At 39.7% G+C, this 25010-nt stretch carries 24 protein-coding genes and 3 pseudogenes; 18 read left to right on the forward strand and 9 right to left on the reverse strand.

The genetic code is table 11. The features are described from left to right. Positions 1-14: 14 nt before the first annotated feature. Positions 15-1634 carry an extracellular solute-binding protein gene (locus NYE29_RS19370; protein ID WP_340897101.1) on the forward strand — a complete coding sequence of 540 codons (1620 nt, stop codon included), beginning with the start codon at positions 15-17 and terminating at the stop codon, positions 1632-1634. 24 nt (positions 1635-1658) lie between these two features. Next, a complete protein-coding gene (locus NYE29_RS19375; protein WP_340897102.1) occupies positions 1659-3851 on the forward strand; it encodes an alpha-galactosidase in 2193 nt (730 codons plus the stop codon). A 36-nt stretch (positions 3852-3887) separates the two neighbouring features. On the opposite strand, the gene NYE29_RS19380 is transcribed toward NYE29_RS19375, so the two are convergent. The 3 genes from NYE29_RS19380 to NYE29_RS19390 are packed head-to-tail and all read right to left on the reverse strand — an operon-like array spanning position 3888 to position 5362. After that, positions 3888-4643, reverse strand: a complete 756-nt coding sequence (locus NYE29_RS19380) for a class I SAM-dependent methyltransferase (protein ID WP_340897103.1) — start codon at positions 4641-4643, stop codon at positions 3888-3890. Next, a complete protein-coding gene (locus NYE29_RS19385) occupies positions 4640-5005 on the reverse strand; it encodes a cupin domain-containing protein (RefSeq protein WP_340897104.1) in 366 nt (121 codons plus the stop codon). Before NYE29_RS19385 ends, NYE29_RS19380 begins: the two co-directional genes overlap by 4 nt. An 18-nt stretch (positions 5006-5023) precedes the next feature. Then, a complete protein-coding gene (locus NYE29_RS19390; RefSeq protein ID WP_340897105.1) occupies positions 5024-5362 on the reverse strand; it encodes a cupin domain-containing protein in 339 nt (112 codons plus the stop codon). A gap of 130 nt (positions 5363-5492) precedes the next feature. On the opposite strand from NYE29_RS19390, the gene NYE29_RS19395 reads away from it, so the two are divergent. The 4 genes and pseudogenes from NYE29_RS19395 (at position 5493) to NYE29_RS19410 (ending at position 7647) form a co-directional block, all read left to right on the forward strand. Further along, the gene (locus NYE29_RS19395) at positions 5493-6203 is read left to right on the forward strand and encodes a Crp/Fnr family transcriptional regulator (protein WP_340897106.1); all 711 of its coding nucleotides are present in this window, start codon (positions 5493-5495) and stop codon (positions 6201-6203) included. Positions 6204-6263: 60 nt separating this feature from the next. Beyond that, complete coding sequence (locus NYE29_RS19400; RefSeq protein ID WP_340897107.1) at positions 6264-6857, forward strand: DUF2441 domain-containing protein; 594 nt, start codon at positions 6264-6266, stop codon at positions 6855-6857. 80 nt (positions 6858-6937) lie between these two features. Beyond that, positions 6938-7239 (forward strand): annotated as a pseudogene (locus NYE29_RS34625) (SDR family oxidoreductase); the annotation flags it as partial. Positions 7240-7467: 228 nt separating this feature from the next. Beyond that, a complete protein-coding gene (locus tag NYE29_RS19410; protein WP_076113977.1) occupies positions 7468-7647 on the forward strand; it encodes a hypothetical protein in 180 nt (59 codons plus the stop codon). Between the two features lie 183 nt (positions 7648-7830). Here NYE29_RS19410 and NYE29_RS19415 read toward each other — a convergent pair whose 3' ends face one another. Continuing rightward, on the reverse strand, positions 7831-8010 hold the full coding sequence (locus NYE29_RS19415; RefSeq protein ID WP_340897110.1) for a hypothetical protein: 180 nt from the start codon (positions 8008-8010) through the stop codon (positions 7831-7833). A 105-nt stretch (positions 8011-8115) separates the two neighbouring features. On the opposite strand from NYE29_RS19415, the gene NYE29_RS19420 reads away from it, so the two are divergent. The 5 genes and pseudogenes from NYE29_RS19420 (at position 8116) to NYE29_RS19440 (ending at position 11148) form a co-directional block, all read left to right on the forward strand. Continuing rightward, the gene (locus NYE29_RS19420) at positions 8116-8481 is read left to right on the forward strand and encodes a collagen-like protein (RefSeq protein WP_340897111.1); all 366 of its coding nucleotides are present in this window, start codon (positions 8116-8118) and stop codon (positions 8479-8481) included. A 178-nt stretch (positions 8482-8659) separates the two neighbouring features. Then, positions 8660-9595, forward strand: coding sequence for a LytTR family transcriptional regulator DNA-binding domain-containing protein (locus NYE29_RS19425; protein ID WP_340897112.1), 936 nt, complete (start codon positions 8660-8662; stop codon positions 9593-9595). Positions 9596-9733: 138 nt separating this feature from the next. Then, positions 9734-10063, forward strand: a pseudogene (locus NYE29_RS19430) (ATP-binding cassette domain-containing protein); the annotation flags it as partial. A gap of 306 nt (positions 10064-10369) precedes the next feature. Next, entirely contained in the window at positions 10370-10675 is a 306-nt protein-coding gene (locus NYE29_RS19435; RefSeq protein WP_340897114.1) for a hypothetical protein, read from the forward strand. A 305-nt stretch (positions 10676-10980) separates the two neighbouring features. Then, positions 10981-11148, forward strand: a complete 168-nt coding sequence (locus NYE29_RS19440; RefSeq protein WP_340897115.1) for a hypothetical protein — start codon at positions 10981-10983, stop codon at positions 11146-11148. A gap of 1091 nt (positions 11149-12239) precedes the next feature. Here the strand turns inward: NYE29_RS19440 and NYE29_RS19445 are convergent. From NYE29_RS19445 to NYE29_RS19465, 5 genes are all read right to left on the reverse strand, one after another. Continuing rightward, positions 12240-12509 (reverse strand): PqqD family protein, encoded by a 270-nt coding sequence (locus NYE29_RS19445; protein ID WP_076114615.1) that lies wholly within the window; start codon positions 12507-12509, stop codon positions 12240-12242. A gap of 279 nt (positions 12510-12788) precedes the next feature. Next, complete coding sequence (locus tag NYE29_RS19450; protein WP_076114616.1) at positions 12789-13580, reverse strand: ABC transporter permease; 792 nt, start codon at positions 13578-13580, stop codon at positions 12789-12791. After that, positions 13580-14374 (reverse strand): ABC transporter permease, encoded by a 795-nt coding sequence (locus NYE29_RS19455; protein ID WP_340897116.1) that lies wholly within the window; start codon positions 14372-14374, stop codon positions 13580-13582. Before NYE29_RS19455 ends, NYE29_RS19450 begins: the two co-directional genes overlap by 1 nt. Then, complete coding sequence (locus NYE29_RS19460) at positions 14364-15332, reverse strand: ABC transporter ATP-binding protein (protein ID WP_076114655.1); 969 nt, start codon at positions 15330-15332, stop codon at positions 14364-14366. The genes NYE29_RS19455 and NYE29_RS19460 overlap by 11 nt, the downstream gene beginning before the upstream one ends. After that, positions 15333-16118 carry a CPBP family intramembrane glutamic endopeptidase gene (locus NYE29_RS19465; RefSeq protein ID WP_340897117.1) on the reverse strand — a complete coding sequence of 262 codons (786 nt, stop codon included), beginning with the start codon at positions 16116-16118 and terminating at the stop codon, positions 15333-15335. 502 nt (positions 16119-16620) lie between these two features. On the opposite strand from NYE29_RS19465, the gene NYE29_RS19470 reads away from it, so the two are divergent. From NYE29_RS19470 to NYE29_RS19505, 7 genes and pseudogenes are all read left to right on the forward strand, one after another. Continuing rightward, on the forward strand, positions 16621-17454 hold the full coding sequence (locus NYE29_RS19470; RefSeq protein WP_340897118.1) for a hypothetical protein: 834 nt from the start codon (positions 16621-16623) through the stop codon (positions 17452-17454). A gap of 190 nt (positions 17455-17644) precedes the next feature. Further along, a pseudogene (locus tag NYE29_RS34630) lies at positions 17645-18762 on the forward strand (transposase); the annotation flags it as partial. Between the two features lie 409 nt (positions 18763-19171). Further along, positions 19172-20461: a hypothetical protein gene (locus tag NYE29_RS19485; protein ID WP_340897119.1), complete on the forward strand. Its 1290-nt coding sequence runs from the start codon at positions 19172-19174 to the stop codon at positions 20459-20461. Between the two features lie 16 nt (positions 20462-20477). Continuing rightward, positions 20478-21413 carry a hypothetical protein gene (locus NYE29_RS19490; RefSeq protein WP_076114445.1) on the forward strand — a complete coding sequence of 312 codons (936 nt, stop codon included), beginning with the start codon at positions 20478-20480 and terminating at the stop codon, positions 21411-21413. A gap of 25 nt (positions 21414-21438) precedes the next feature. Then, positions 21439-22530 carry a phosphotransferase gene (locus NYE29_RS19495; protein ID WP_076114444.1) on the forward strand — a complete coding sequence of 364 codons (1092 nt, stop codon included), beginning with the start codon at positions 21439-21441 and terminating at the stop codon, positions 22528-22530. Between the two features lie 55 nt (positions 22531-22585). After that, positions 22586-23347: an SDR family NAD(P)-dependent oxidoreductase gene (locus NYE29_RS19500; RefSeq protein WP_076114443.1), complete on the forward strand. Its 762-nt coding sequence runs from the start codon at positions 22586-22588 to the stop codon at positions 23345-23347. Positions 23348-23741: 394 nt separating this feature from the next. Continuing rightward, positions 23742-24956, forward strand: a complete 1215-nt coding sequence (locus NYE29_RS19505) for a hypothetical protein (protein ID WP_076114442.1) — start codon at positions 23742-23744, stop codon at positions 24954-24956. The last annotated feature ends 54 nt before the right edge of the window (positions 24957-25010 follow it).

Here is a 25010-nt window from a genome sequence, read left to right on the forward strand (position 1 = left end):
TGGGGGAATTCGCAATGGCAACAATGAAGAAGCTGGTAACACTCGGAACGGTATTGGGCCTGTCCGGTACACTGCTTGCAGGCTGCGGGGGGAACAGCGCTCAAGAAAATAGCGCCTCTGCTGGTGAGACCAGCACTGGCCCGATCACACTGAAGTTTTTTGACAAGAACTTTGATCAGGCCTTCACTACACCTGTCGCCCAGGAAATTACCAAGAAAACAGATGTAACGATTGAGATGATGCCTACAACGGGGAATGCCGAGGAAAAATTAAATTTGATGCTGGCAAGCAATGATTTTCCCGATATCGTGCTGATTGGGCGGACGGATGACCTGATCAACAAATATATTGCCGCCGGAGCGCTTATTCCGCTGGACGATCTCATCGAGAAGTATGGGCCCAATATTAAAAAAATGTATGGGGACACGATCAGTAAATCCAGAAGCGCCGATGGCAAAACGTACTACCTGAACAACTGGTATTCTCTGGAGAAGGAGCCGGTTCAGGGCATTCAGATGCGCAAGGATATCCTAATTGAGCTGGGTGAAGAGCAGCGGGCGAATGATCCGTCAACCCCTTTCACTTCGGAAGAATACTATACGCTGCTAAAGAAGTTTAAGGAAAAATATCCTGTGATCGACGGGAAGGCATCCTTTGGAGCCACCTGGAACTACAGCGACTACTCGACACTGCTCAGCACGTACAAGGGAATGTTCGGAATGAAGACCTATTATGACGACAATGGGACTTTGAAGCAGGATGTACGCGATCCGCACTTCAAGGAAATGCTGACTTATATGAACAAGCTTTACCGCGAAGGTTTGGTAGACCCTGAGTTTGTCGTCAACAAGGAAGAGACCTGGAAGCAGAAGATCGCGAACGGCAATGTATTCTCTACAGAGGGTTCCTACTGGACGCTGGATACGCCAAATTCCATTCTACGCAAAAAAAGCGACGGAACAGAGGATTCCACCCGGCAACTATTCGCCTATAAAGTGACTGGGCCTGGAGTGGCCCCGGATCAGACGACCTACGGCGGAAGAAGCTCCCTGGGCTGGGATGCCATCGGTATCACCAAAAGCAATCCCGATCCGGTACGCACGATCAAATTCTTTGATTACCTGGCCAGTGAAGAAGGGCAGTATCTGCTGATGTGGGGCGTGGAAGGCAAGGATTGGGAGATGAAGGACGGCAAGCACACTCCGATCGGAAATATTGTGAAGCAGTTCCAAAGCGAATGGGATAAAACCGTGCAGTCCACAGGTATCAGAAGATACACCTGGTTCATCAACAACGGGGCAGGCAGTGACGGTACACCGTTTGACATGGCATCCAAATATAGTCGCGATGATCGTAATGTCCATGCCTCCAAAGCACTGGCGGACAGTGTATGGGATGTTTCCGAGTATGAGAACCTTGGTCAGGATGCAGGAACACCCGAAGCGCTGATCGCACAGAAATACGAGGACATCAAGAAAAATTCCATTGCCAAAATTGTTATGGCTAAAACTGAAAATGAAGCCGTCGCTTTATATGATTCCATGATTAAAGAAATGGATTCCATCGGAATGTCGAAGCTTGAAACGATTGTAAACACCAAATACAAGACGCGAATGGAGCTGTGGAATCAGTAATCCACGGGAGGAATGGAGGAAGTCATGAGTATTCATTACAACGCTGAAAAACAAATTTTTCATCTTCAAACCTTGAAGACCAGTTATATTATCCAGCTTCTTCACACCGGCGTTCCGGTACATCTGTATTGGGGAAGGAAGATACGTCCGGGAGCGGAGGCATCATTGCTCCAGCGGACGGAGCGCTGCTCCTTCTCGCCGACTCCCTTCCCTGAGGACAACTCGCTTTCGTACGACACACTTCCGCAGGAGTATCCGGCATATGGCGCGGGTGATTTCCGCAATCCAGCTTATCAAATCCAGACACCGGACGGCGCTACGGTATCCGAAGCACTCTACGATCAGCACCGGATTTACAAAGGAAAGGCAGCCCTTCAGGGGCTGCCTGCCACGTACATTGAGCAGGAGGACGAAGCTGAGTCGCTGGAGCTTGAACTGCTGGATGCAGTGGCAGGTTTGCGGATCATTCTATCCTACACGGTCTTTAGTGAACTAAATGCCATCGCCCGCTCCGTACGATTTGTGAACGAAGGAACAGAGGAATTGAAGATTTTGAGAAGCCTTAGCATGAGTGTAGACTTTCGGGACTCCGCTTATGAGCTGCTTCACTTGTCGGGAACCTGGGCAGCAGAGCGGAATATGGAGCGCAGGGTACTGGCTCCCGGAATGCAGGGTGTGGAGAGCCGCAGAGGCTCCAGCAGCCACGGACATAGTCCCTTTGTCGCGCTGCTTGCACCAGGAGCAGATGAAGATACCGGCGATGTGTATGGGGTCAGTCTCGTATATAGCGGCAGCTTCGCGGCAATGGCAGAAGTAGATCCTTACCAGACTACCCGGCTGTCTATCGGCATCAATCCATTTGATGCCGGCTGGCTGTTGGAAGCGGGAGAATCCTTTCAGACACCGGAGGCTGTCCTGGTGTTCAGTGCAGACGGTATTGGCGCCATGTCGCGTACCTATCATAAACTGTACCGCACCCGGCTATGCCGCGGTAACTTCCGCGACCGGACCCGTCCGGTGCTCGTGAATAATTGGGAAGCTACTTATTTTGACTTCAATGCCAATAAGATTGAGCATATTGCGCGGGCAGGCAGTGAGCTGGGGCTGGAGCTTTTCGTTCTCGATGACGGATGGTTCGGACACAGGGATGATGACCGCAGCTCGCTCGGAGACTGGTTTGTGGACAAGCGGAAGCTTCCGGGGGGACTGGAGGATCTGGCGAAACGTGTGAACGCACTGGATATGCAGTTCGGCCTCTGGTTTGAACCGGAGATGATCTCTCCGGATAGTGAATTGTACCGGGAACACCCGGACTGGTGTCTTCATGTGCCGAACCGCCGCAGAACGGAAGCCCGGACTCAGCTGGTGCTGGACTTCTCACGGGAGGATGTCTGCGCGGCAATCGCTGAGCGGATCAGCCAAGTTTTATCCAGTGCACCTATCTCCTATGTGAAGTGGGACATGAACCGCAACATGACGGAGATCGGGTCTGCCCTGCTGCCGGCCGGCAGGCAGCGGGAGACGTCGCACCGCTATATTCTCGGTCTTTACAGTGTTCTGGAGCAGATCACCAGCCGGTTTCCTGATGTATTGTTTGAGAGCTGCTCGGGAGGCGGAGGACGATTCGACCCGGGAATGCTCTTTTATATGCCGCAGACCTGGACCAGCGACAATACCGATGCGATCAGCAGATTAAAGATCCAGTACGGAACCAGCATCGTGTACCCGCTGAGCGCGATGGGCAGCCATGTGTCGGCAGTGCCGAATCACCAGGTGCACCGGATCACTTCGCTTGAGCTGCGCGGCCATGTGGCCATGTCGGGGAATTTCGGCTATGAGCTGGATCTGACCCGCTTTTCCGAAGAGGAGAAGCAGGCGGTGAAGGAGCAGGTGGCACTTTACAAGGAGCTTCGGAAGCTGGTGCAATTCGGTGAACAATTCCGCCTGCTTAGCCCTTTTGAAGGCAACGAGACAGCTTGGATGGTTGTTGCGGAGGATAAGTCCGAGGCGATGGCGGTCTATATAAGGGTGCTTGCCCAGCCGAATGACAAGCTCTATTATTTGCGGCTGAAGGGGCTGGATCCGGAAGCTGGGTATCTCTGGTTGGAAGACGGCAGAGTGTACGGAGGGGATCAATTGATGTATGCGGGACTTCCGGTATCCAGTCTTCAGGGTGATTTTCAAAGTGTGCTGTGGAGGTTCAGAAGAGTAAACTGATTCTGCATCGTCCCACCGGCTTCCAAGGAGTAATCCTTATAGTTTTTTGCTGCAAACGGCTATATAGTTCAGATCTTTTCCGGTGGTATTGAAGAACCTGAACATCTTCTTGAACTGCTCGCGGTTCTCTTTCTTGAGGCCGTTCCTGATAATGCGCATAGCACCGAACACGCCTTCATCGCGGATCAGCCCCTGAATCTGCATCAGCGACATCGGACCTGTAGCGGTGCCTACCTGTGAGAAGCCTGCCGAGTAGAACAACTGCTGCCAATTGGCGGCAGGCAGCGGCTCGACGTTCACATGGATGGTCCGCCGCAGCTCTGCGAGCTCATCGGCCATATTTTCCTTCGTATAGCTGATATCATGGGTCAGCAGAATGCCTCCGGGCTTCAGTACCCGGTAATATTCAGCCACCGCCTTCATCTTGGCCGCCCCATTCAGCATCGTCAGCATCGCTTCATTGATAACTACATCAAAGCTCTCATCCGCAAAAGGGAGCTTCATCGCATTACCTTGCATAACCTCTATGTGGTCTTCCAGCTTGGCCGCCCTGATATTTGCTCTTGCCTTTTCCAATGCCCGGGAGTCCATATCAATGCCTGTAATCTTGCATTTGTAGCTCCGGGCGAGCTGGATTGAGGTGGTGCACATGTTGCAGGCAACCTCCAGCACCTTGCTCTCACTACCCAGCTCCGCCTGGCCCAGCAGCCAGTTGGTGGCAACCACACCGCCGGGGCGCAGACGCTTTTTGCCCAGCTTGGCAAGAAAATTATGGCCTACCTCCTTCTTCATCCTCCAATCCTCACCTTTTGTTCCGGCTTGACTACAATCAACAGCATCTGGAAGGCTTCAACAGCTTGCAGGGCATGGGGGATATTGGCCGGCATGAGGATGCTCTCATTGTGCTGCAGCAGGAACTGCTCACTGCCGATCGTGATTTGGGCTTGTCCGGACAGGATATGAACGAGCGCATCGCCGGGTGAAGAGTGCCCTCCAATCGAGGACCCTTTATCGAGAGACAACAGCGTCATTGCCAGATTAGGCCGCTGCACCAGCGTCAGGCTGCAGACCTGCTGCTCCTCAATGCCGATGATTTCTCTTAAATCCAGAACTTGTGACTGCGGCAGTTTCTTGATATATCCGCCTGATTCCATGATACATTCCTCCATTTGTTATAGACTGATCTGCAGGAATTTGCATTTGCTTCCTGCGGCATACGCATGCCAGGTATTTCTGGGGACTAGGACAGCACCTCCGGCTGTCAGGCTGCAGTCCTGAACATCCACCACCATCCGCAGCGTTCCCTCCAGGACATAGATAAACTTGGTGCTGGGCGAAGTTTCGCTGCTGATGGTTTCCTCTTCGTCCATGGCATACAACACCCATTCCTGCCCGGTCCGGGCCGTGTCAGGAATGTCGGGCAGTGACAGCTTCCTGCTTGCGATCTGGCCGGGCTTAACTTGGATCATTTCCTGTAAATAGAACATCTGGCCGGCTGAAATTCCGCTCATGCGCTTCCTCCTTGTTGTTGATTGATGGGCCCAATCTGCTATAATTATAATTGAGAATTATTCTCATTGATTGAATTATAACAGAGTAATGAAATTGACTCTGTTGCCATAGCAACAGGAGGCGAAGGGAATGCGCAAAGATTTGGCTACGATAGGCAGCACCATCTTGTTCAAAGGGTTTGAGGAACCCGAGATTCAGCAGGCATTGAGCTGTCTCGGAGGCACTGTCCGGGAGTTTATGCGCAAGGAGGTTATTTTTAGGCCCGGAGATATTCTGGATTCGGCGGGAATTATTCTGCAAGGGCAAGTTCTGCTGTGCAAGGAGAGCATGGAGGGCGTGCGGTTTATTTTCTCGGAGCTGGGCAGCGGGGAGATCGTAGGCGAGACGGCGCTTCGTGCAGCCAGAGAAGAAAGCGGCTATGAGGCGGTAGCAGGCACGGAATGCAGAATTCTGTTCATCCAGATCCATAAAATCGTGCGCCCCGGCGGCCACACCTGCTCTCTGCGGGCACGTATCATTGAGAATATGCTGGCGCTGCTGCTGGAGAACAACCGCACGATCTATCAGAAGCTGGATCTGGTCTCCCACAAATCGCTGCGTGCCCGGATTCTGCATTACTTAACCCTGCAAGCCCGGAAGAATAATGCCCCGCAGTTTGTCATTCCATTCTCCCGCAATGATCTGGCGGATTATTTGACCGTGGACCGGAGTGCTCTATCCAGAGAGCTGCAGCGGATGGCGGTGGAGGGGCTGATCCGGTTCTCGAAGAATCAGTTTGAGCTGCTCTATCCTTACGGGACAGAGGTGTTGTCCAGGCCTAGAAAGCTATCTAACCGGTAGGATAATGCTGGTAAATGCCGAATTTACTTATGTTAACAATGATTAATGGGGGGACAGTCCATGGAAGGAAGCGAATTGTATGTTTATCACATTGTCACCAGAAGAAAAATGGACATTGGGCAGATAATTAGCTTTGACAAAAACCAAAAAAACACTTTATATCACTTCTTTTTTGAGCAGGAACAGTTGAATTCCAAAGGTGAAGACTTTATTCAAATATTACACAGTCATTATACAAATGACGGCGTTAAGATGGATAAAGAGAATGCAGATGTAGCTATTAGATATGTGGAGCAAACAATCAGAGCTACTAGAGAAGTAATAGTTGAAATGGTCAGATTGCAAGAATATCGTGAATATCCTTCACGGTTGTCTTGCTTATATGCTGCTAAGAGCTATGAAGACGCTCTGAAATGGAAAGAACTTTTCGATTCTTATCATCGAAAAGTTTTGCAGATCGTTAAACTTCGGGTTACTGGGAATATCTTTGAAGGTGACGGTAATCTTTTACCAAAAGAAGATGGAATTTCTTTCTCCCGGAAAATCGAACAGGCCAGAGAATATTGGAAAGGCAATATAAATAACGAACTTCCTGAACTGCTGATTAACGGGGAAATCGAAGTAGTAGAAATTATTGATGAATTCTCCACTTAAGTTCAACAAAAGCGCTGAAAAACCATTGCGCTTACGGGATACGATAGCTCTCCGACGTTGGCTTTAACCAAGCTAATAATCCGCGTATCATGACCTACAACCTAACCAAAGGCGCACTAAATACATTCACCCTACACCTGGCTCAGCTTCTGAGTCCGCGGGGAATTGCAGTGAACGCTTCATGCCCGGCATAATAGATACCGACGTAAACGCATCGTGACCACACACGCCCAATGGCCGTAAGTCCGCGGTAGAGATGTCGGCACTTGGACGCGCCGTCGAGCCGTCGGATATCGCAGACATCGCCGCCTTCACGGCGTCACCTGACAGCCGATGGATAACGGGACAAATGATCGATGCGACCGGCGGATCGCATTTGTAAACTATGTCAGAACAGAAGCTAAGGTAGACGATAATACATTCTATTTATCGTTGTTGGAGTTCGTTGTTGATTTATGAGGTCGGCCTTCGCGCATAGTTCTCTAAGATGAGACGCACAATATTAGGGCGATTTGCCAGGCGACGGATTTGAACATGCATTGAGATAATATGCTTGTGGCGTTGCCAGGCAGAATCATTCGAGAATAAGATGAGGAGGCGCTAAGTTTTAATGTCCAATAAAAAAAGTTACTATGCATTTGAGGATCCGCTTGGCACCACAGTTGAATTTCAAGCCACTAGCTTACAACAAGCCATGGTGATTAAAAAGAAGAAGGCTCATGAACTTGGGATTCCTAAAGAGGCTTTTGAACTCACAAGCATACGCAAGAAACCAAGCCAGAGCGCATAAAGCTTGTAATGGAACCTTGGTGAGAAAAGAGGAGCCAGCGGACGAATGACCGCTGGCTAGAAAGCTGATTCACCCGTTAGGGTGATTTTGTTCAAATATAATGGACATGACAGAATGACTTCTAATCAGGCTATACTGCGATAGGAAGAAGTTAACACACCGGTGCTATCCACAAGGCCTAGCTCAGTTTAATTGTTCGCCCTTCTGAATTGCTCCCATAAAATCATCAAAACTCATCGAATTGCCGGTATCACTTGTTTTAATGCCCCGTTCTTCATTTTGCACCCGATTTCCAATGACCAAATGGGCATAAGCTGACCATTCTGCTGTGGCTCTTCCATTACTTGCGGCTGTATAAGACAATACCCTCTCTCCTTTCAAATAATGCAATAATAGGCATCCGCCCAAGCGCCCTTTCCGCGAATGCATATGATGATTATGCCTAATCATTGAAAGGAGCGATCACATATGGGATTTTTTCCAACACCGGGACCCGGCGGAGGATTTCCGGGGTTCCCGGGCGGACCGGGCGGACCTGGCGTGCCGGGAGGACCGGGACTTCCGGGAGGTGCACCGGGAGGCGTTCAAGCGCCGACGGCTCCTCCACCGCAATTCGTACCGCAAATGCCGGCTACCGCTTTTGCCATCGACCCCGGGGGAATCAGACGATGCCTGTTCCGCAACACATACATTTGGTTGAACAACGGCGAGCAATTCTGGTTCTTCCCGGTATTCGTCGGGCGTAATTCTATTGCAGGGTTCAGATGGACTGGTTTCTTCTGGGCGTACTTCGGCATTGATTTGAATCGGATTAGCTCGTTCACCTGCTTCTAAGGCAGACAACAAAGAGAACAGCCTGCGGGCTGTTCTCTTTGTTGTGGTACTTTTGTTGTCATCGTATTTCCCCGGCCCTTGGCATACTGTTATATATTCTAATAGAAACTGACAAAAAAGCAGCTCAACTTTATAATTGTTTTATATATCCTATAGCGGCACTAACCGGGAGGACGGCATGCAATTTCAACCAATGTATTATGATGGGGAATTATTTCTACCGAAGATCGAATTAAATATGACAACGAACCAATCGATTGGCATTATAACGGACTTGAAGCGAAAGCAGCTTTTAATGGATCAATTAGTTGATCATTCCCGATATTATTTATTTCGGGCTGGGCAAAACGAGTATATGCGTTTAACGGTGGAAGAGCTGATCACTTTTCTAATCAGAGTAACTGAGAGGAATGAGCGTGCCGCTTCGTTGATGGATTATTTTGCATTAAAAGAAGAACGAAAGGTAAAAATCAAGGACCTAAGCTCATCAAGAAGGGTGTATGTGACCTTGCTGCGTGTCTTTTTTGCGCATCAGCCTATGCTTGTACTGGAGGAACCCTATTTTTACTTAGAAGAGCAAGATCGCCGTCAATTTAAACGGATTCTAGATGACCTTTTGAAAGAGAAGCAAGTATTAATTTTAACTTCGAATTTAGAGGATGCCCTTATTTCCTGTGATGCCATTTACCGGTTGAACGAGTCCGGATTTCATCCATTGGATATTCGGGATTCCGAAGAGGATAAGCAGGAAGTACAGAAACAAGACGAGGCCAATATAACCTTGCAGAAGATCTCTACCAAAAGAAATGACAAAGTAATTTTATTTAATCCGCCTGAAATCGATTTTATAGAAAGTGTAGAGGGTTCGATCCTTGTTCATGTGGGCGGGGAAAATTATGACTGTGCGTTGACGCTAACTGAGCTGGAGCAGAGATTGTTGAATTTCGGGTTTTTTAGGTGCCATCGGTCCTACATCGTTAATCTGCAAAAAGTAAGAGAGATTATTACATGGACGAAGAATAGCTACAGCTTGCGGTTAAATACAGGTCAAGATGCTGTGGTTCCGTTATCCCGTTCAAAATTGCATGAATTAAAAGCACTTCTTAACATTTAATTTCCGGGGAAATATCGAACCAATCAAGCATTGGGTGGTACCATTCAGGCGATAATAGCTACATTTCGGCGGGTTTTGATGGCTGGAAGCATGGAATCTGTATATGTTTAAGCCATCAACGCTAAGGAAGTGGTGTTAATGGATGTTATCCAAGTAGAACGTATCCGTAAGAGATTTGGAAATAAGGATGCGTTGGCAGATGTGTCTTTTTCAATTCCGAAAGGGGAAATTTTTGGTTTCCTCGGTCCGAGTGGTTCAGGCAAAACAACATTAATCAAGATTTTAACGGCGCAGTTAAATCCGACAAGCGGACAGGCTATTGTATTTAATCAGCCAGCGGAGATGATGCAGCAGTCTGCACAGAAGATGCGCTTTGGCATTTTGACGGATAACAGTGGTCTTTATGAGCGATTATCGGTTGAGGAGAATCTGGAGCTGTATCGCTGGTTAACCGATTGTACACGACTACACTCGATTCAGAAGGTGACCTCATGGAGAAGTCTACCATGTTTTTGAAACTGTTTCAAAGAATAATACCGGAACAAGAGGTTAAACCATTCATTCTAAATGCCAACCATGTAGACACCGCTCAAAAAGTCATAGTGTACCAGTTGTTATTGTTTTTTTCTCAAGCCTCTTTTGGAGCGTGAAAAAGTTATCGGGGCGGAGCACCACGAACTACGCAATGCGGATTGAAAGCAAAGAACTATTCTTGGCTATTCAAAAAAGCGAGAGAGGTTCCCCTTGAGATCTACAAGCAGCTTTTTTCATTTCTTGATCCAAAAGTGTAATCGTAAGACGAGAAGAAAGCTGAAGTTTTCCAAAGAACTGCTGGTTGTTGATTCAACCAAGATTATTGTCGGGATTGGCCAGTTGCCTTGGGCACCTTTAAAAGGAACGCGGGCTGGAGTCAAACTTAATGTAGCCTTTCATCCATCGGTTGGCCAGCCACATCGTGTGATTCAATCCACTGGGAATCACCACGATTTCCGCAGCAGTGAAGAACTTTTTGACGCAGCAATCATTAATGTAGCGGACCGGGCATACGCCAAGTGCAAGCGGTTCGATGAGTACGTATAGCAAAAACGGCATTTTGTCGTCCGTCTAAAAGATGAAGTGGTACTTTACAAACTACGACATTCTCGTCGTCACAGACCCGCGGATTCGCTTATTGAGAAAGACGTTATCTGTCAGCTTGAAACTGGAGTCAATCGTTCTACTCTGCGGCACCGGGTGGTAACGTTTCGCGATTTTGCTGGGAATCCTGTGATCCTGGCAACGAGTTTATAACGGGTTTCCTCGGAAAAAATCGCTGAAATCTACAAGTTGCGCTGGCAGATCTAAGTCTTTTCCAGTGGATTAAACAGCATTTAAATGTTCCGGCCTTGTTCGGGATAACACCCAATGCGGTGTTTACACAGTTGTATACCACCACTTTGCTGGTGTATGTGTTGCTCAAACGTACCTATGATGACATTCACCAGACAAAGGATGGTTTCAAAAATGTAGACCGCTTCGGCTTCGGGAGACTTACAATCGTTCGCATGGCGTAAGGCATTGCTTGTCGCCTTAGATTTGAAAAGAGACCATCTATACGGCCATGCTTCAAAAATGAAGAAGCATCAGGATATTCTTCGTTTTTTTCAGGTATTAAGGCGCCGGTTTCATCGATCGGAGCGCCTCTATGATTCTGGATAAATTTTCTCCACACGTACACCACTAGGTGAAAGAATGGGCGGCAACGAACAATGTAGAATTGTTTTATGCCCCAACGTATGCATCGTGACTCAACCGCACTGAATGCCATTCTCGCCCCTTCAAAAGTTTGTCCTCGAAGGTAGTGATTTTGCCAAACACTCCTATTTAGGATTGGCGATTCAGGCGTATCTTCGTTGGTGAAATAAGAACAAACGTAAAGACATTATTCTACGTGAGCAAAATAAATTCAAGGTTGTCAGAAGGGGGATTAGTAGTTATTCTTTGACTTGAATTATCGAGTTACAGGATAGTTACAGTTTTGAAAATGAACAAGGCGATGAGCGCAACAATCGCAATAGATATTATACGTGCAGTTTACACACCAAGTGCGGTTGGCTATCTGGAGGACCTGAAGGTAACTCGGGACCGAAGAGAACACTCTCGTCCCCGATGTTTAACCGTACCAGCGCCGGAACGGCTGCCTAGAAGTGCGGTGATCCAGATGTATAAAAGTAGGCACAAGGGACGTCTTTCGTTCATTGAAAGCATGCTCGGTATACATTATTCCGCAGCGAACGTTAGCAACATACCCCACGGTACTCTAAGACATTCAGACTTATAGTCCGTCCACTCGCTAACGCTACGGGGTCGTTTACCTGGACTGACTGTACCTGAAGTTCAACCGCGGCATGGTCGTTAGTGATGTCATATATTTTGCCATAGGCATCGATGAAGAGGGCAAACGTCAGTATTCTGTGGTTCTAAGCCGGAGGCTAAGAAGTTCGAACAGATGGCAGGAGGTACTTAAAGCCTCTACGCCCGTCGAGTGCAGGAAGTGCTGCTTGGTGTTTTCGACGGACTTTCGAGGTTGGACGGTGTTTGAAAGAGCATTAAATCAATGACTACTAACTTCTATTGAAATATCTAAGTTGACTGGATAAAATAGTTATTCAACTTGCGATTCAAATATAGCATTAATTGAAATCAAGAAATTCAAGAAATTATTCAAATCTTTTTCCGCTATAGATTCTTCACAATTGAATTCCTTTACTAAAATTTCTTTAATCATAGATGAATTTTTTCTTCCATTTATGTTATTCCAAATAATAACAGCTGTATCATTAAGCGTATAGGCCTTCTCATTTCCTAATAAAATTTTATTTCCTGCAATATTTCTCAATCGAAAATTTATAGAATGTTTATATATTTTGTCCATATTAAAGACTCCTCGCCTATTGGTTATTTCGGACTTGTAATAAATCATGTCTTTATGAAAGTTATTATATCTGATGAAATAAAAGAGCATATTAGTTGGGATTATTAACTCGTTAATATACTAACTTAAAAATCTGAATAGCAGATGATACTCTTTCTAAACTAATAATATAGCCCAAAAACGATGTTATTCACAACGTGCTTATGCTAAAACATACTGATTCCGAACGAATGCATTTTATTGGATTTTGTATCAATATAGAGATTAATAATAATCTTGTTAGTAAGAATCTAAGCTCGCATCATTTCTTGACTTTTTCTCGAAATAAATGAGAGAGAAGTAACCAATTAAAAAATATAGTATGCCTTTTAATATTTCGTATAATAGTTCAGGATAAATTATTAAATAGCTTGCCATTCCGGACAAAAGATTTAATGCCTCTATACTGTTGGATAATGGTAAAAACTTTGATGTTTCTGCTAAGACTATAGGTAAATTTGTCGATGGTACTAAAGCACCACTCAGTATCCATAATAAAAATAAACATAAGTTCATCAAAAGATTGAGATCTCTTGCATAAAATCCCAATGATCCAATCATTAAGCCAAAACCCATCAATGAAAACATACTACAGATCGTAATAATAAAGAACCATATGATATTTTCAATAGATAAGCCAACATTGAAAAAAACACAGCTTAACAATAGACCCAAAAAAACTGAAAAAATTCCGTCAATAATATGAAAAAATGCTCGTCCTATAAAAAAATGAAATTTATTAATAGTTGAAGCTACTATTAACGATAGCGTTCCAGAGCGCCTCTCTTGAAGCATTACGAACCCTACACCAAAAAAAGCGTTATAGGCACCTAATAGTAAAGAATTATTCATGATATGATTTTTAACATCAACTGGACTATAAGAATATTTAATTAATAATATAAAAAAAAGTAACTGGAAGAATGGATTCAATACTTTTATAAGTAAAAATGATTTTATATCTAAAAAAGCATACAAACTTTTATAAGACATTAAGGACAATGATAAAAAAGTTTTGAGGTTATTTTTCATTAATATAAACCAAGCCTCCCTTTGCTTCTTATGGCGCTATCAAATTTTTTGAATAAGTGAAAAATTATCAATAAATAAATGATATTTTCAAAACCAAAAATAAATAAATATTTTGCGAAATATGTATGATTTATTCCTGTCATGCTTTTTTTTAGCATAAGCGTAGACCATGTTGGTGTTAATAAATATGATAAATACTGTACCTGCTTAGGAAGTAATGTTATTGGGAAAACAAATCCACATAGAATAAAAAAAGGATATTCTAAACAATTCATTAGAAGTCTAGAATTTCTAGATAGTGTGAAAATGAGTGAGCATATCAGTGAAATAATTATAAAGGTGATTATAGTAGCAATATAAGAAACTGAAAATAAAAAGGGGTTAGTTATTTGTATATGCAAATTTAATACTAAAGTAATAAATACAAAGCTAATTAAAGTTGAAATAATACCTAAAGTGATATTTCCAATTATTTTACCTAAAAGAATTATTTTGAAATCAACTGGAGCGGAGTAGATCGCTTCAAGTGTACCCATGGATCTTTCTCTTTCAAGATCGCTTGCAGAAGAATATAGGATTGAACTCCATAAGTTCATCAATCCAGTCCCAATTATTATTTTTTCACCTAAATTTGTAGGATTTGAGTGACTGTACATTAAAAATAACAAATAACCATAGAGTAAGGGTTGGAGTATGATAACAAACCGGAAAGTTGGTCTAGAGAAACTTTGTTTCAATTGGTAAAATGAACTTGATATAACTGCATTGATTGTATATATCATTTTATTCTCCACAATATTTAATATAAACATCTTCTAAACTGTGTTCTTTGATTTCAAGTCCCTTAATACTCTTTTCTGGCATTTGTTCGAGAAATCTTTTTATCGTTTCAAACGGATTCATTGATCTTACAGCTAATATGGAATATGCTTCTGATTTTTCAATGCTGTAATCAACTACTAATTCATCTTTCATTAATTTTTTAAGATTTAAGTTTATGTCTTTACAAACTTTAAATTCGATTGTGGTAACTTCATCGATTTGTTTTTTTATATTTTCAGTTGTATCAAGAGCGACTATTTTGCCTTTTTTCATAAATGCCACCTTATCGCAGAGTTGCTCAGCTTCAAACATATAATGTGTAGTAAGAAGAATGGTTTTTCCTTGGTTTTTTAATACTGTTATTATTTCTCTAAGTTCTTTAGCGCCTACTGGATCCAATCCAATAGTTGGCTCATCTAAAAAAAGTATTTCTGGATCATTGACCAATCCTTTAGCTATCTGTAATCGTTGTTTCATACCTTTTGAAAAATTCTCTACGCGTTCATCAGCACGATTCTCAAGACCAACAAGATGTAATAGTTCTTTTATTCTAGATTCTTTAACATTCTTATTAACTTTATATAAATCAGAGAAGTACATTAAGTTATCTTTCGCACTAAGTCTCCAGTATAGATTTCTTTCACCACCATAAATGAAATTAATAAATGGCCGTATTTTTTTTTCTTCTTTGTGAGGTTCATAACCTAAAACTTTAACATTACCTTTTGTTGGATTAAGTAAAGTTGTCAATATTTTTATAGTAGTTGTTTTGCCAGCGCCATTAGGACCTAATAAACCAAAGATTTCTCCTCTTTTTACATTGAATGTAATATCATCAATGGCTCTTGTTACTCTTTGTATTTTCTTGAAGACACCATTTTTATAAATATAATCTCTTTCAAGGTTATTAACTTCTATGACGTTTTCCATTTATGTAGCTTCTCTCCTTAGTACGTTCTTATATGAATATCTGATTAATTTTAAATTATAAATTATCCGTGGAGTGTTATAGATCAAATGGAAAATAATTGATGGAACTATAGAGTTTGAGAGAATATATAATAACCCAGATAATACACTAAAGATTATTTGTAATAAGAAATCATATTTATTGAATTTCTGCGACCATTTAACCCCATAATGAGATAAAAAAAACAAAAAGCAACTTATAATATAGTTGATGATAGTAAAGTCATTAATCGAAATAATGAAAAATCTAAAAAAATACTCTTCAGCAATAGGAGCGCAAACAAGCAAAGTTATTATTGAGATCAAATGTGAATTGCTCTTTGCCTTGGACATTTGAATATATTCATTTGAAAGAAGTATTCTCCATTCTTTATACTTTGGTAATAAACATAGTAAGCCTAATATTATGGCGAAAATGGTCCATTCTATTAAAAAAAAAGATTTTAAAGGGGGCTCATTCTTAATAATCAAAGGAAATAGTAGAGGGATTATATATAAACACCGTCTGATTAACAAAGTTGTTTTTTTGAATTTTTGGGAATGAATTCTTTTTACGTTTCCAATAACGATAATTTCAATAGTCCATAATAAGCATAGGAAAATATAACTCGAATGCATTAACGATAATAATAATAGTAAAAAGATGCTGAACCACTGAACATTCTCTTTCAAATCCATATAACGTTTATCAGTATGCAATACTGTCCTCCTTAATGAAGGGAGAGTAACATTAATGTCACTCTCCATCCTTGCACTTTAAATTAACATTCATGCATCAGTGCAGCGGGAATTTGAATTTCAACTGCTTTAGGTTCTTCATATTTCTTCATAATTATCACTCCTTCCTAAATTTTCTAATTGTTAATTATAAAGTACATAGGAAAAAAAATCATTGTAATAAAAAGAAGAAAAACAAACTAAAATGTCGAATTTGGTTAATTTTTTTATAAAAATCATAAAATTATTGGAATTGTAGAAAAAAACCTATATATGTATGGATCAGATGATAATAGTGTATAATTGCAATCTATTTGGTATTTCATTGGAGTAATATATTCATATTTTAAGTAATTAGTTTCAGTTAAACCTCGCTTGAATTTTTTTGTTATAAATTGATTTAAAATGATTTGGGCAAAATATTTACAAACAAAGAAAAAAAGTATATAAATTGTAATACGTGAAAAAAGTTGTAGAATAATTGTATAAATATTAACTACAAGCAAATGAAACAGAAATAGGAGGGGGAGAAATGTTGAAGCTAATTCCACTTAATAGAACAATTGAAAAAAATCTGATCTTAGAAAATGTAACATATGAAGAAGGAGATTTGATTTTTGTAAGTGGCTCAATAATTGAGGGGATAGGTAATCTGAAATCTGATCTTGATATATTCGTAGTCTCTAAAGAATTTAAGATTAGAAAAAATTATCAAATAGTATATGATAATGCAGGCGTGAAGGTGACTTTTAAAAAAATCGAGAATATTCCATGTGACATTGAATATTGGCCATGGGAAGTGCTAGAGGAAATTATTGAACAGATTAATAATATTGATTTTAACGATCTGAACAAAAGAACAATTAATCAACTTAAAATTCCAGGATATACTATACATCAGTTATCATCTTTTTTACATAGATTTCTCATAGGTAAGCCACTCTCCAACGAAAAAGAATTTAATAGGCTATCTGAAAAGCTCAATCGAGACAATTATTATAAATTAATGGCTCGTGTATATATTGGATTTATTGATAATGATTATTCCGACATAATTGGTAACTTGGAAAATAATGAAGTCGAAACTTCTATTCTAATTGCTAGAAGTACACTAGTAAAAGCATCGATAGCTTATATTTTTTCGAAGAAAAAATCAATAAATAAAGAAAAATGGGCTTACATACACATGAGAGCGTTGGCTGAAACAGATAATGTTTCAATGAATATTTTTAATGATTATAGGAGTTACTTATTTAAAGATCTCAACACTATGACGAATAAAAACCTCATAATGCATGTTGAAGATCTCTTGAATTTTATTAATCATTTAATTGAGAATGCTGAAAACAATATAGATTCCTACTAAGCTCAAAATCTAAAAATAAATTTAGATAATATTTTAAGTATGAAAATATTGCAATAAGAAAATTGAATACTCATTAAAGTAGAACAAGTGCACCTTACAATAAACTTTGGAACGAATTCCTTGGCTTTTGTATAGTGCACTTTTTTATGAATTTTAAGTGGGAATTATCTAAATAAGCATTTAGCATAACCTCTTTTTCAGTGCACTTGACCTACGTCCTTACGCGAGAAAACTGAGAAATCCTTCACCCCGTGGAGCAGATGGTCACTGCTGCCAGGCCGTTCTTCGCGCTTGCTCGCTGAGCCTTTGGAGAATATCGATACGTTTACCAGCTTGCAACGCAGACTCGAATTTGACCTTCGTTTCTGTTACCAGTGTGGGCTCAGGCTGTATCGATTAACGCCTGCCACTTCTACCATAAGCCGTGTATTTGCCGATTTGACCCGAAAAGGAATTGCGCAGCGTTTGTTTGAAGATCTTGTCACTGAGTTTCAGGAAGCTGGACTCATGGACGGAACCCAAGTCGCCATTGACAGCACCGCCTCCACGCCTATGAGAAAAAAGAGCCGAAACGTAAAAGCGAGTTTACGGGCAACGCCAACTGGGGCGTGAAGCTCGACACCTTTGGCAACAAAGTCAAATGGTTCGGTTACAAGCTGCATCTGGCCGTCGATACCAAGAGTGAACTTCCGATTGCCCTAAATGTCACACCCGCACATGTGAACGATGGGGACAAAGGGCCCCTACTCATGAAGCAAATGGTCGAGCGATTCAAGACCAGATTTTTCTTGTTGGATGCGGGTTATGATCAAGTGAAAAACTACGAGGCTGGCCGGAAGGTTAAAACCCAGGTGATTATTCCAATGAATCTGCGGAATGAAAAAGAGCCGCCTGCAGGCATGACAACCAAAGGAGCACCATGTTGTTCGATGGGATTTCTGATGACGTATTGGGGGCAGGAAAAGGAACGGTTGAAATTCCGCTGTCCGCACGCCAAGGGAACAGTCGAGTGCCCTTTGGGTATGGCGACTTGTTCCACTTCCAAGTATGGGATGGTGGTCAAGGTCGACACTCAGCCCGACTTTCGCCGTTATGCGATGCCGCACCGAGAAAGTCGGGCTGGAAGGAACTCTACAACAAGCGAACCAGCGTAGACTGCTGTAATTTCCAGTGAAGACCTATTTAACAGCAGACCAATTGCATGTTTGAGGCATTCAAAAAATCACGACTCACCAATATTTGTATGCCAATGTGCTGTTTGCCTCTAGGCTGGCTATATCGAGACAACGGGTCGCATCCGCCGCTTAAATTTTGACCTTACTGTAAATTCTGCCTGCCTGTCTGTCTATTAACTCTTGCTCTCTCAAAACATCAATTTAACATGCAGTCTAACCTGGTTTCTTAGTTGGGGAAAATGAATTATGCAAAATGCTCAAATATATATGTGAAGAGTAAGGTGAAGGTAACGAGTCGGGGAAGATCCTAAGAATTGCACCAATTGGTTTAATACACTTATTTTTTCGGTTGATAAATATCATGTGTTGCTAGAGATACAGGTTTTTTCTGGTATAAGGCAATCAAAAAGAAAAGGACCAATGTTGATAAAAGGCTTGTTAAAAAAATACTTTGACAATTTAAAGCGTAGTAGTATTATGTATATAAGATTTTGCATAACTTTACAATATATCACTATCCTTGAAAAGAAGGTTGTTTATAGATGTCGAAAAACATCGAATACATAGTTGAAATGGTAGAAAAAGACTATGACTTAAAGGTGAGGAAAATCAATAAATCAATTACTAATGGTTATTTAGGCGATATATATTGTATTAACGATACATACATTTTAAAAATACCAAAGAGAGGGGGGGTTTCAAATAAACCACAAGGTAATGTTAAGTTTTCTGCCTATTTGATGAATGAGGCGAATCTCCACGGTATACCAGCACCAACAAATGTCATTTCGCGAAACGGACTATTGTACGCTAAAGATTTTAAATTAGGTGAATATCACATTATGAATAAAATTAAAATCAATGAATCGGTTGACTGTCTAGACAAGAATGAAATGGCATTTCTTCTTGGTTTTCATGCTTCACAAATTACTTTATTAACTTCAAATTTAAACATGAGTTGTTTTAACAAAAATGATTATATTGATCATTGGTCATTAAAAAACAGCATTTGTAAAATTATGGATATATTTGGTTTGAATTTCAATATGACCTACATTGATGCCGTTAAGAAATTAGAACAGGCTGCACAAAATTTAAGTTGTTTTGAACATGTTCCAAAGACGCTAATTGACCAGCTAAGAGATTTTCAACCATTAAAAATGATTGAAATATCTAAAGGGAAATTAGAAAGAAAACAAAGGAAAGTTAGAAGCGTGATAATACATAATGATATAAATCCTAGAAATTTTGCATTTGGGCTTGAGAAGAAGCATGTAAATATCTTGGCTTCTTTTGATTATACTATGTCATGTTTAGGCAATCCGGCTAAAAATATTGCTTATACAGCTATTGATTCATTTAATGAAGAATTTGATTCAACTGATAAACTTGAGAATTATATATATGAAATTGCTAAAGGGACTTTTGTGTGGGATGTATTAGAAAAAGATGAAATATATTCAGTATATGACGAGGTTTTATCGGCTTGTTTGAAAAAATACTCTCTTCGCTGGGAGTATTGGAAAAATGAAATTAAAGGAATTCCTCGGTGTCATAACGTTGAATTTTTAGATCCCAATAAGTTTTATGATTTATACAATTATCTTGAAAGCAGTTTTGATGTTAAATCTCTGAATGGAAAATTAATAGATCTTTCAAAAAACAACTATTCACAAAATAAACAAATAATCAAAATTGGGGATTTTTTAAGGTCCCATTCATACTGGGAACAAAGGAATGAAACTCCCGAACTTATTAAAACGACAATTATTCAATATTGTAATGGATTTCTAGATGAGTATTTCTCTAAAAAAGTATTAAACTTTAATTAAAAGGCGTGTTTACTTTATGCTAATCAACAATATTACCCGTGTGCCGGGTAAAGAGGAATTATTATTACGTGATCCCTTTTTTCGTGAGGGAAAATATCAATTTCATAGTTATTTTAGAAATGATGCTGAAAAAATATTATCTCAACTTGCATTAGTTATAATAAGACCTGATGCATTTTTACTTGGTAAAGCTAAAAATGCTGTTAAATTAATCGAATCTATGGGGTACGAACCACTTTCTTTTCAATTAGTTACTATTGATCGTGTGATTTTAAGAGAATTTTGGAGATTATCATTTAGTCAAGCTACTATAGATCGTATACTGATTCTCGAACGACTATTTAGTCTTTTTACTTCAGTAGCTATAGTGTTTAGAAATAAAAATAGCTCAATTGATTGGCCTGCCTCAGTAAATCTAAGTATAAAAAAGGGCTCTGCAAAAACAGAAAAAAGAAGTAGTATAGATATTCGTTCAATGCTAGAAAGCCCGAATAGATTTCTTTCATTACTTCATGTTTCTGACGAGCCAGGTGACTTACTACGAGAAATGTGTGTTCTTTTTTCATCAACCGAAAGTTTGAAATTCTTTGTAACAATACAAGGTCATATCAATAATAAAAGTACATGTCACAACCAGCTGATGGATAAATTTGAATATTTAGAAAGTATAGCTTCTAAACAAAATGGTATTTTTAATAGTCGCATTCAGCGTTACTGTTTAAATCATGAAGAGTTTTTTAAAGACTATAAAATAGAAAAAAGCCTCTTCGAGAGGAAAGATTTAACTCTTAATAATCTAGACACCATAATTAATGAACTTGATCTTAGCCCATTTGTAGATAAATTTATTAGTGTCATTTTAGCTGGACAATATATACAAGCTTATGATCCTTCAGCTCCGTCTAAATCTATTGATAGTTTCAAACTTTTTTGGACGGAAAGTACATTTTAGTAAAAAAGCATAGGAGGAAACTTATATGTCTGTTTTTACAGATCTAAGTATTGAAGATATAAATAATATTAGTAAAAAAAGCGGGAAGAATTTTATTCCGGATTCATTAGAACATGTTCTCGATGGTAAAACAGATTCATGTTTTTACCTTAGGGATACTAAGGATAAGTACTTTGTGAAAATTCATGAAGATGGTCGAAGTAGTCCACATAGCACTAATTATGATCTAAGATATGCTATAGAGTTTGCACATTATTTATCTTGTTTTAATGATCAATTTAACTACCTAAATATTTTACGTCCAGTTAGATGGAAAAATGGCGAATGGTATGGACATTTTAAGCAGAGCGAAGGTTTTGAACATAATAAATTAATCTCAATATGGCCTTATATTGAGCCGATACATCCAGTTCCTTCGGAGATAAGTGGAAACTTTGATCATTCAAGTATAATTAAATTTGGAAAAGCTGTAGGCGAGTTACATAATGTTTCATCAAAGTATTTACCAAGTATTAAATATCCTTTTCCTAAAGATTTGATGGATATACTGAATACTATGAGGAAAATAGAGGCACTTCCTAAAAAAAAGGAAAACATTCAAAAATATTTATACTTGAATAAAAATATAAAAATAATTAATGTGGAATGTTTTTTTAAAGATCTGAATGAAATGATTAGTATATGTATTAATGAGTGGACGAAGAGACGTGTAGATCAAAATTTGAAGTTTGGATATATACATGGGGAGTTAAAGCCCTCAAATACCATAATTCATAATAATAAGCTGACTTTTATTGATATAAGCAAATGCGGTATTGCCCCACTTTCTTTAGAACTTGGAATGTCTAGTCAACTATTCGCTAATACAGAATGTTTAAATATTATTGGTATTGAAAGATTTATTGAAGCTTACTTAAGTACTCGAAGCGATTTTAGTAAGACTGAATTGAGTTTTATACCTTTAATGATAAAGTGCTCTTCAATTCGGCTTGCAGTCTATAGAACTTATGCTGTAACTGCAGGATTCATAAATCAGAAGTCAATTATTTCTCCATTGGAAATATGTAAGGAAGTGGAACGTATTGAAGATGATCTGTTAGCAAAACTGACATCATAAAGTATACACTTTGCACTTTTTTAGTTCACTTAATGAGGAATTTGGAGGGGAAATTTTGAAGCTAAAGGGATTAACCGCTATTGTAACAGGGGCTACATCGGGGATTGGTAAGGAAATAGCTTATCTTTTTTCAAAAGAAGGAGCAAAAGTTGCTGTAATTGGCCGTGATAATTATCGGGGAGCGAAAGTAGTAGAAACTATCGAAGCTGCAGGAGGAACTGCGGCGTTTTTTAACACGGATTTAACAGATCCTAATGCTGTTGCAGTTATGTTTAGTAACATTTCTAAAGAATTTGATGACATTGATATAGTAGTCAATTGTGCGGGAGTAGTAATTCCTGGAACTGTGGATGAAATAAGTTACGAAAACTGGGAAAATTCTTGGCTAACTAATGTCACGTCTGTATTTCTAGTTTGTAATGCTGTGATACCAAGCATGATTAGAAGAAGTAGAGGGAACATATTAAATATTGCTTCGGAAGCTGGATTAAAAGGATTAGAAAAAAGAGCAGCGTACTGTGCAGCTAAATCTGCAATTATAGGTCTGACTAAGGCAATGTCTGTTGATTATTCTAAAAATGGCATTATGATAAATTGCCTTTGTCCCGGGACAATAGAAACCGAAATGGTTGAAAAACTAATTATGACTAGTAATAATCCTAAGATAACTAAACAAGCAATGATCAATAGAAGATCAACACCTTATTTAGGAACAGCAGAAGAAGTTTCCAGAGCGGCTCTGTTTCTTGTCGATCCGCTTAACAAATATATTACAGGAACTATATTAGCAGTTGATGGAGGGGCAACAGCAAGATAAAGATCTTTAAGTGACTTATGTTTTTCTTAGCAATACCTAAGAAAATGTCTTTATAATAACCCGCAAGAAATATTACTTAATCACAAAGCAGTAGTATTCTCTAAATCTTAAATTCATAATTTGCATTAGTCGTTCTTGTCTCTTTACTATGGGGGACTTCTCTTTTCTAATCTATCCTGAATCAGCTCCTAAAGAAAAAATATTAAAGTTCGCGACTGAGATAGATCTTTTTTATTTTCATGTTTTTTGTTAATAAAATTCATTTGGTCTTTATGAAAATATTAAGACAGTGAAAATCGAATGATTATTAAAAATGTTTTAGATAGATCGCTGCAGTTATACCCCGTTTACAGATAACCATTATTTATATAAAAAACTGAGAGGCGGAGTGGGGTTGAGTGTTTATGCTGAGATTTATAGACTAAGGGAATTTGAAGAATATGATAGTGCATATATGGGCTTTTCAACAAAAACAATAGACAATAAGCTATACTTCTCGTTGTGTACACATAATCAAAACTATAGTGCAGGTGTTTTTAGTTTTGATATCACTACAAAAAATGTGAATAAATTATGTGATATTTCAGAACTTCTGAATCAAGGGGGGAATATTAATAGCTTAACTCATGGAAAAATTCATACTAAATTATTTACTGATGAAGAGAATACTCTCTTTTTCGGGACACATTTTTCTTATCCAAACTGCAATCCCCAAGATATTTTTTATGAAGGTGGCCATATTATTGCGCTAAATCCATTAAGTGGTCATGTTGATGATCATGGAGTACTAATTAAAGGTGAGGGAATAGTTACAATGGAAGTGGATTTAAGTATAAGACGTTGTTATATATTAACATCTCCTTCGAATTATTTCATAGACTATGATTTAGTTACAAGACAAATTCGCTACCTTAATAAAATAGATATTACAGGTAGTAGCATCTGCAGAAATTTAGGAATAGACCAAAATGGTGATGTATACGGTTGTAGTGAGTCTTTTAAAATTTTTAAATATTCCCACAATGAACATTCATTAAACTATTTAACAACAAACTTTAATGAGATTTCCAGTAAGAATGAGGAGTGGGTGAGTTCAAAAAAGAAAGGCTCAAATAAAGTGGGTAGAACAATGTGGCGATGTATCGAATTTGATTCATCTAACAATGTTTTTTATGGTATTAATGCATCTGATTCTTCCTTGTTTTTATTTGATCATAGTCAGCAAAGCACTGAGAAAATAGAAAATTTAGAAAATTTAAGTGGAAAAGATATATACCCAACGTTAACCTTTGTGAAGAGGGGATCAGAATACTATTATGTACCTGCTAATGGGAAATTTGATTTTCAACTATCTGAAGGAATTAAATCAACGTGTACATTAGTGAAATTTGATGCTGAGACTAATATTCTAAAAAGTTATGGGTTAATATTCGGGCAAAATAATGAAACAATATTTGGGGCTGGGGCTGCAATGTGTACTAATGATGGAATTTTATATTTGTTAGGTTCAGTAACAACGAATGGATCGGAAAGCTGTAGTAATAGTTTATATTTTTCGGATACGCCTTACGATTTGGCATTGATTGAAGTGAACTTGAACTCTTTATAACTGTAGTTTAAGAAGAATTACAAGCAAGGAGATCGTGAATTTTACCCAAAGGAA

The sequence above is a fragment of the Paenibacillus sp. FSL M7-1046 genome (assembly GCF_038007405.1).
GTDB lineage: Bacteria > Bacillota > Bacilli > Paenibacillales > Paenibacillaceae > Paenibacillus_AQ.

Excerpts from the sequence above, each read along its gene's own strand:
- NYE29_RS19390 (WP_340897105.1), bottom strand. The coding sequence starts at position 5,362 with ATGAGCGGAATTTCAGCCGGCCAGATGTTCTATTTACAGGAAATGATC.
- NYE29_RS19450 (WP_076114616.1), bottom strand. The coding sequence starts at position 13,580 with ATGAAAAATAACCTCAAAACTTTTTTATCATTGTCCTTAATGTCTTAT.
- NYE29_RS19370 (WP_340897101.1), top strand. The coding sequence starts at position 15 with ATGGCAACAATGAAGAAGCTGGTAACACTCGGAACGGTATTGGGCCTG.
- NYE29_RS19395 (WP_340897106.1), top strand. The coding sequence starts at position 5,493 with ATGCGCAAAGATTTGGCTACGATAGGCAGCACCATCTTGTTCAAAGGG.
- NYE29_RS19485 (WP_340897119.1), top strand. The coding sequence starts at position 19,172 with ATGTCGAAAAACATCGAATACATAGTTGAAATGGTAGAAAAAGACTAT.
- NYE29_RS19420 (WP_340897111.1), top strand. The coding sequence starts at position 8,116 with ATGGGATTTTTTCCAACACCGGGACCCGGCGGAGGATTTCCGGGGTTC.
- NYE29_RS19460 (WP_076114655.1), bottom strand. The coding sequence starts at position 15,332 with ATGGAAAACGTCATAGAAGTTAATAACCTTGAAAGAGATTATATTTAT.
- NYE29_RS19410 (WP_076113977.1), top strand. The coding sequence starts at position 7,468 with ATGTCCAATAAAAAAAGTTACTATGCATTTGAGGATCCGCTTGGCACC.
- NYE29_RS19490 (WP_076114445.1), top strand. The coding sequence starts at position 20,478 with ATGCTAATCAACAATATTACCCGTGTGCCGGGTAAAGAGGAATTATTA.
- NYE29_RS19400 (WP_340897107.1), top strand. The coding sequence starts at position 6,264 with ATGGAAGGAAGCGAATTGTATGTTTATCACATTGTCACCAGAAGAAAA.
- NYE29_RS19445 (WP_076114615.1), bottom strand. The coding sequence starts at position 12,509 with ATGGACAAAATATATAAACATTCTATAAATTTTCGATTGAGAAATATT.
- NYE29_RS19465 (WP_340897117.1), bottom strand. The coding sequence starts at position 16,118 with ATGGAGAGTGACATTAATGTTACTCTCCCTTCATTAAGGAGGACAGTA.
- NYE29_RS19380 (WP_340897103.1), bottom strand. The coding sequence starts at position 4,643 with ATGAAGAAGGAGGTAGGCCATAATTTTCTTGCCAAGCTGGGCAAAAAG.
- NYE29_RS19425 (WP_340897112.1), top strand. The coding sequence starts at position 8,660 with ATGCAATTTCAACCAATGTATTATGATGGGGAATTATTTCTACCGAAG.
- NYE29_RS19495 (WP_076114444.1), top strand. The coding sequence starts at position 21,439 with ATGTCTGTTTTTACAGATCTAAGTATTGAAGATATAAATAATATTAGT.
- NYE29_RS19375 (WP_340897102.1), top strand. The coding sequence starts at position 1,659 with ATGAGTATTCATTACAACGCTGAAAAACAAATTTTTCATCTTCAAACC.
- NYE29_RS19385 (WP_340897104.1), bottom strand. The coding sequence starts at position 5,005 with ATGGAATCAGGCGGATATATCAAGAAACTGCCGCAGTCACAAGTTCTG.
- NYE29_RS19470 (WP_340897118.1), top strand. The coding sequence starts at position 16,621 with ATGTTGAAGCTAATTCCACTTAATAGAACAATTGAAAAAAATCTGATC.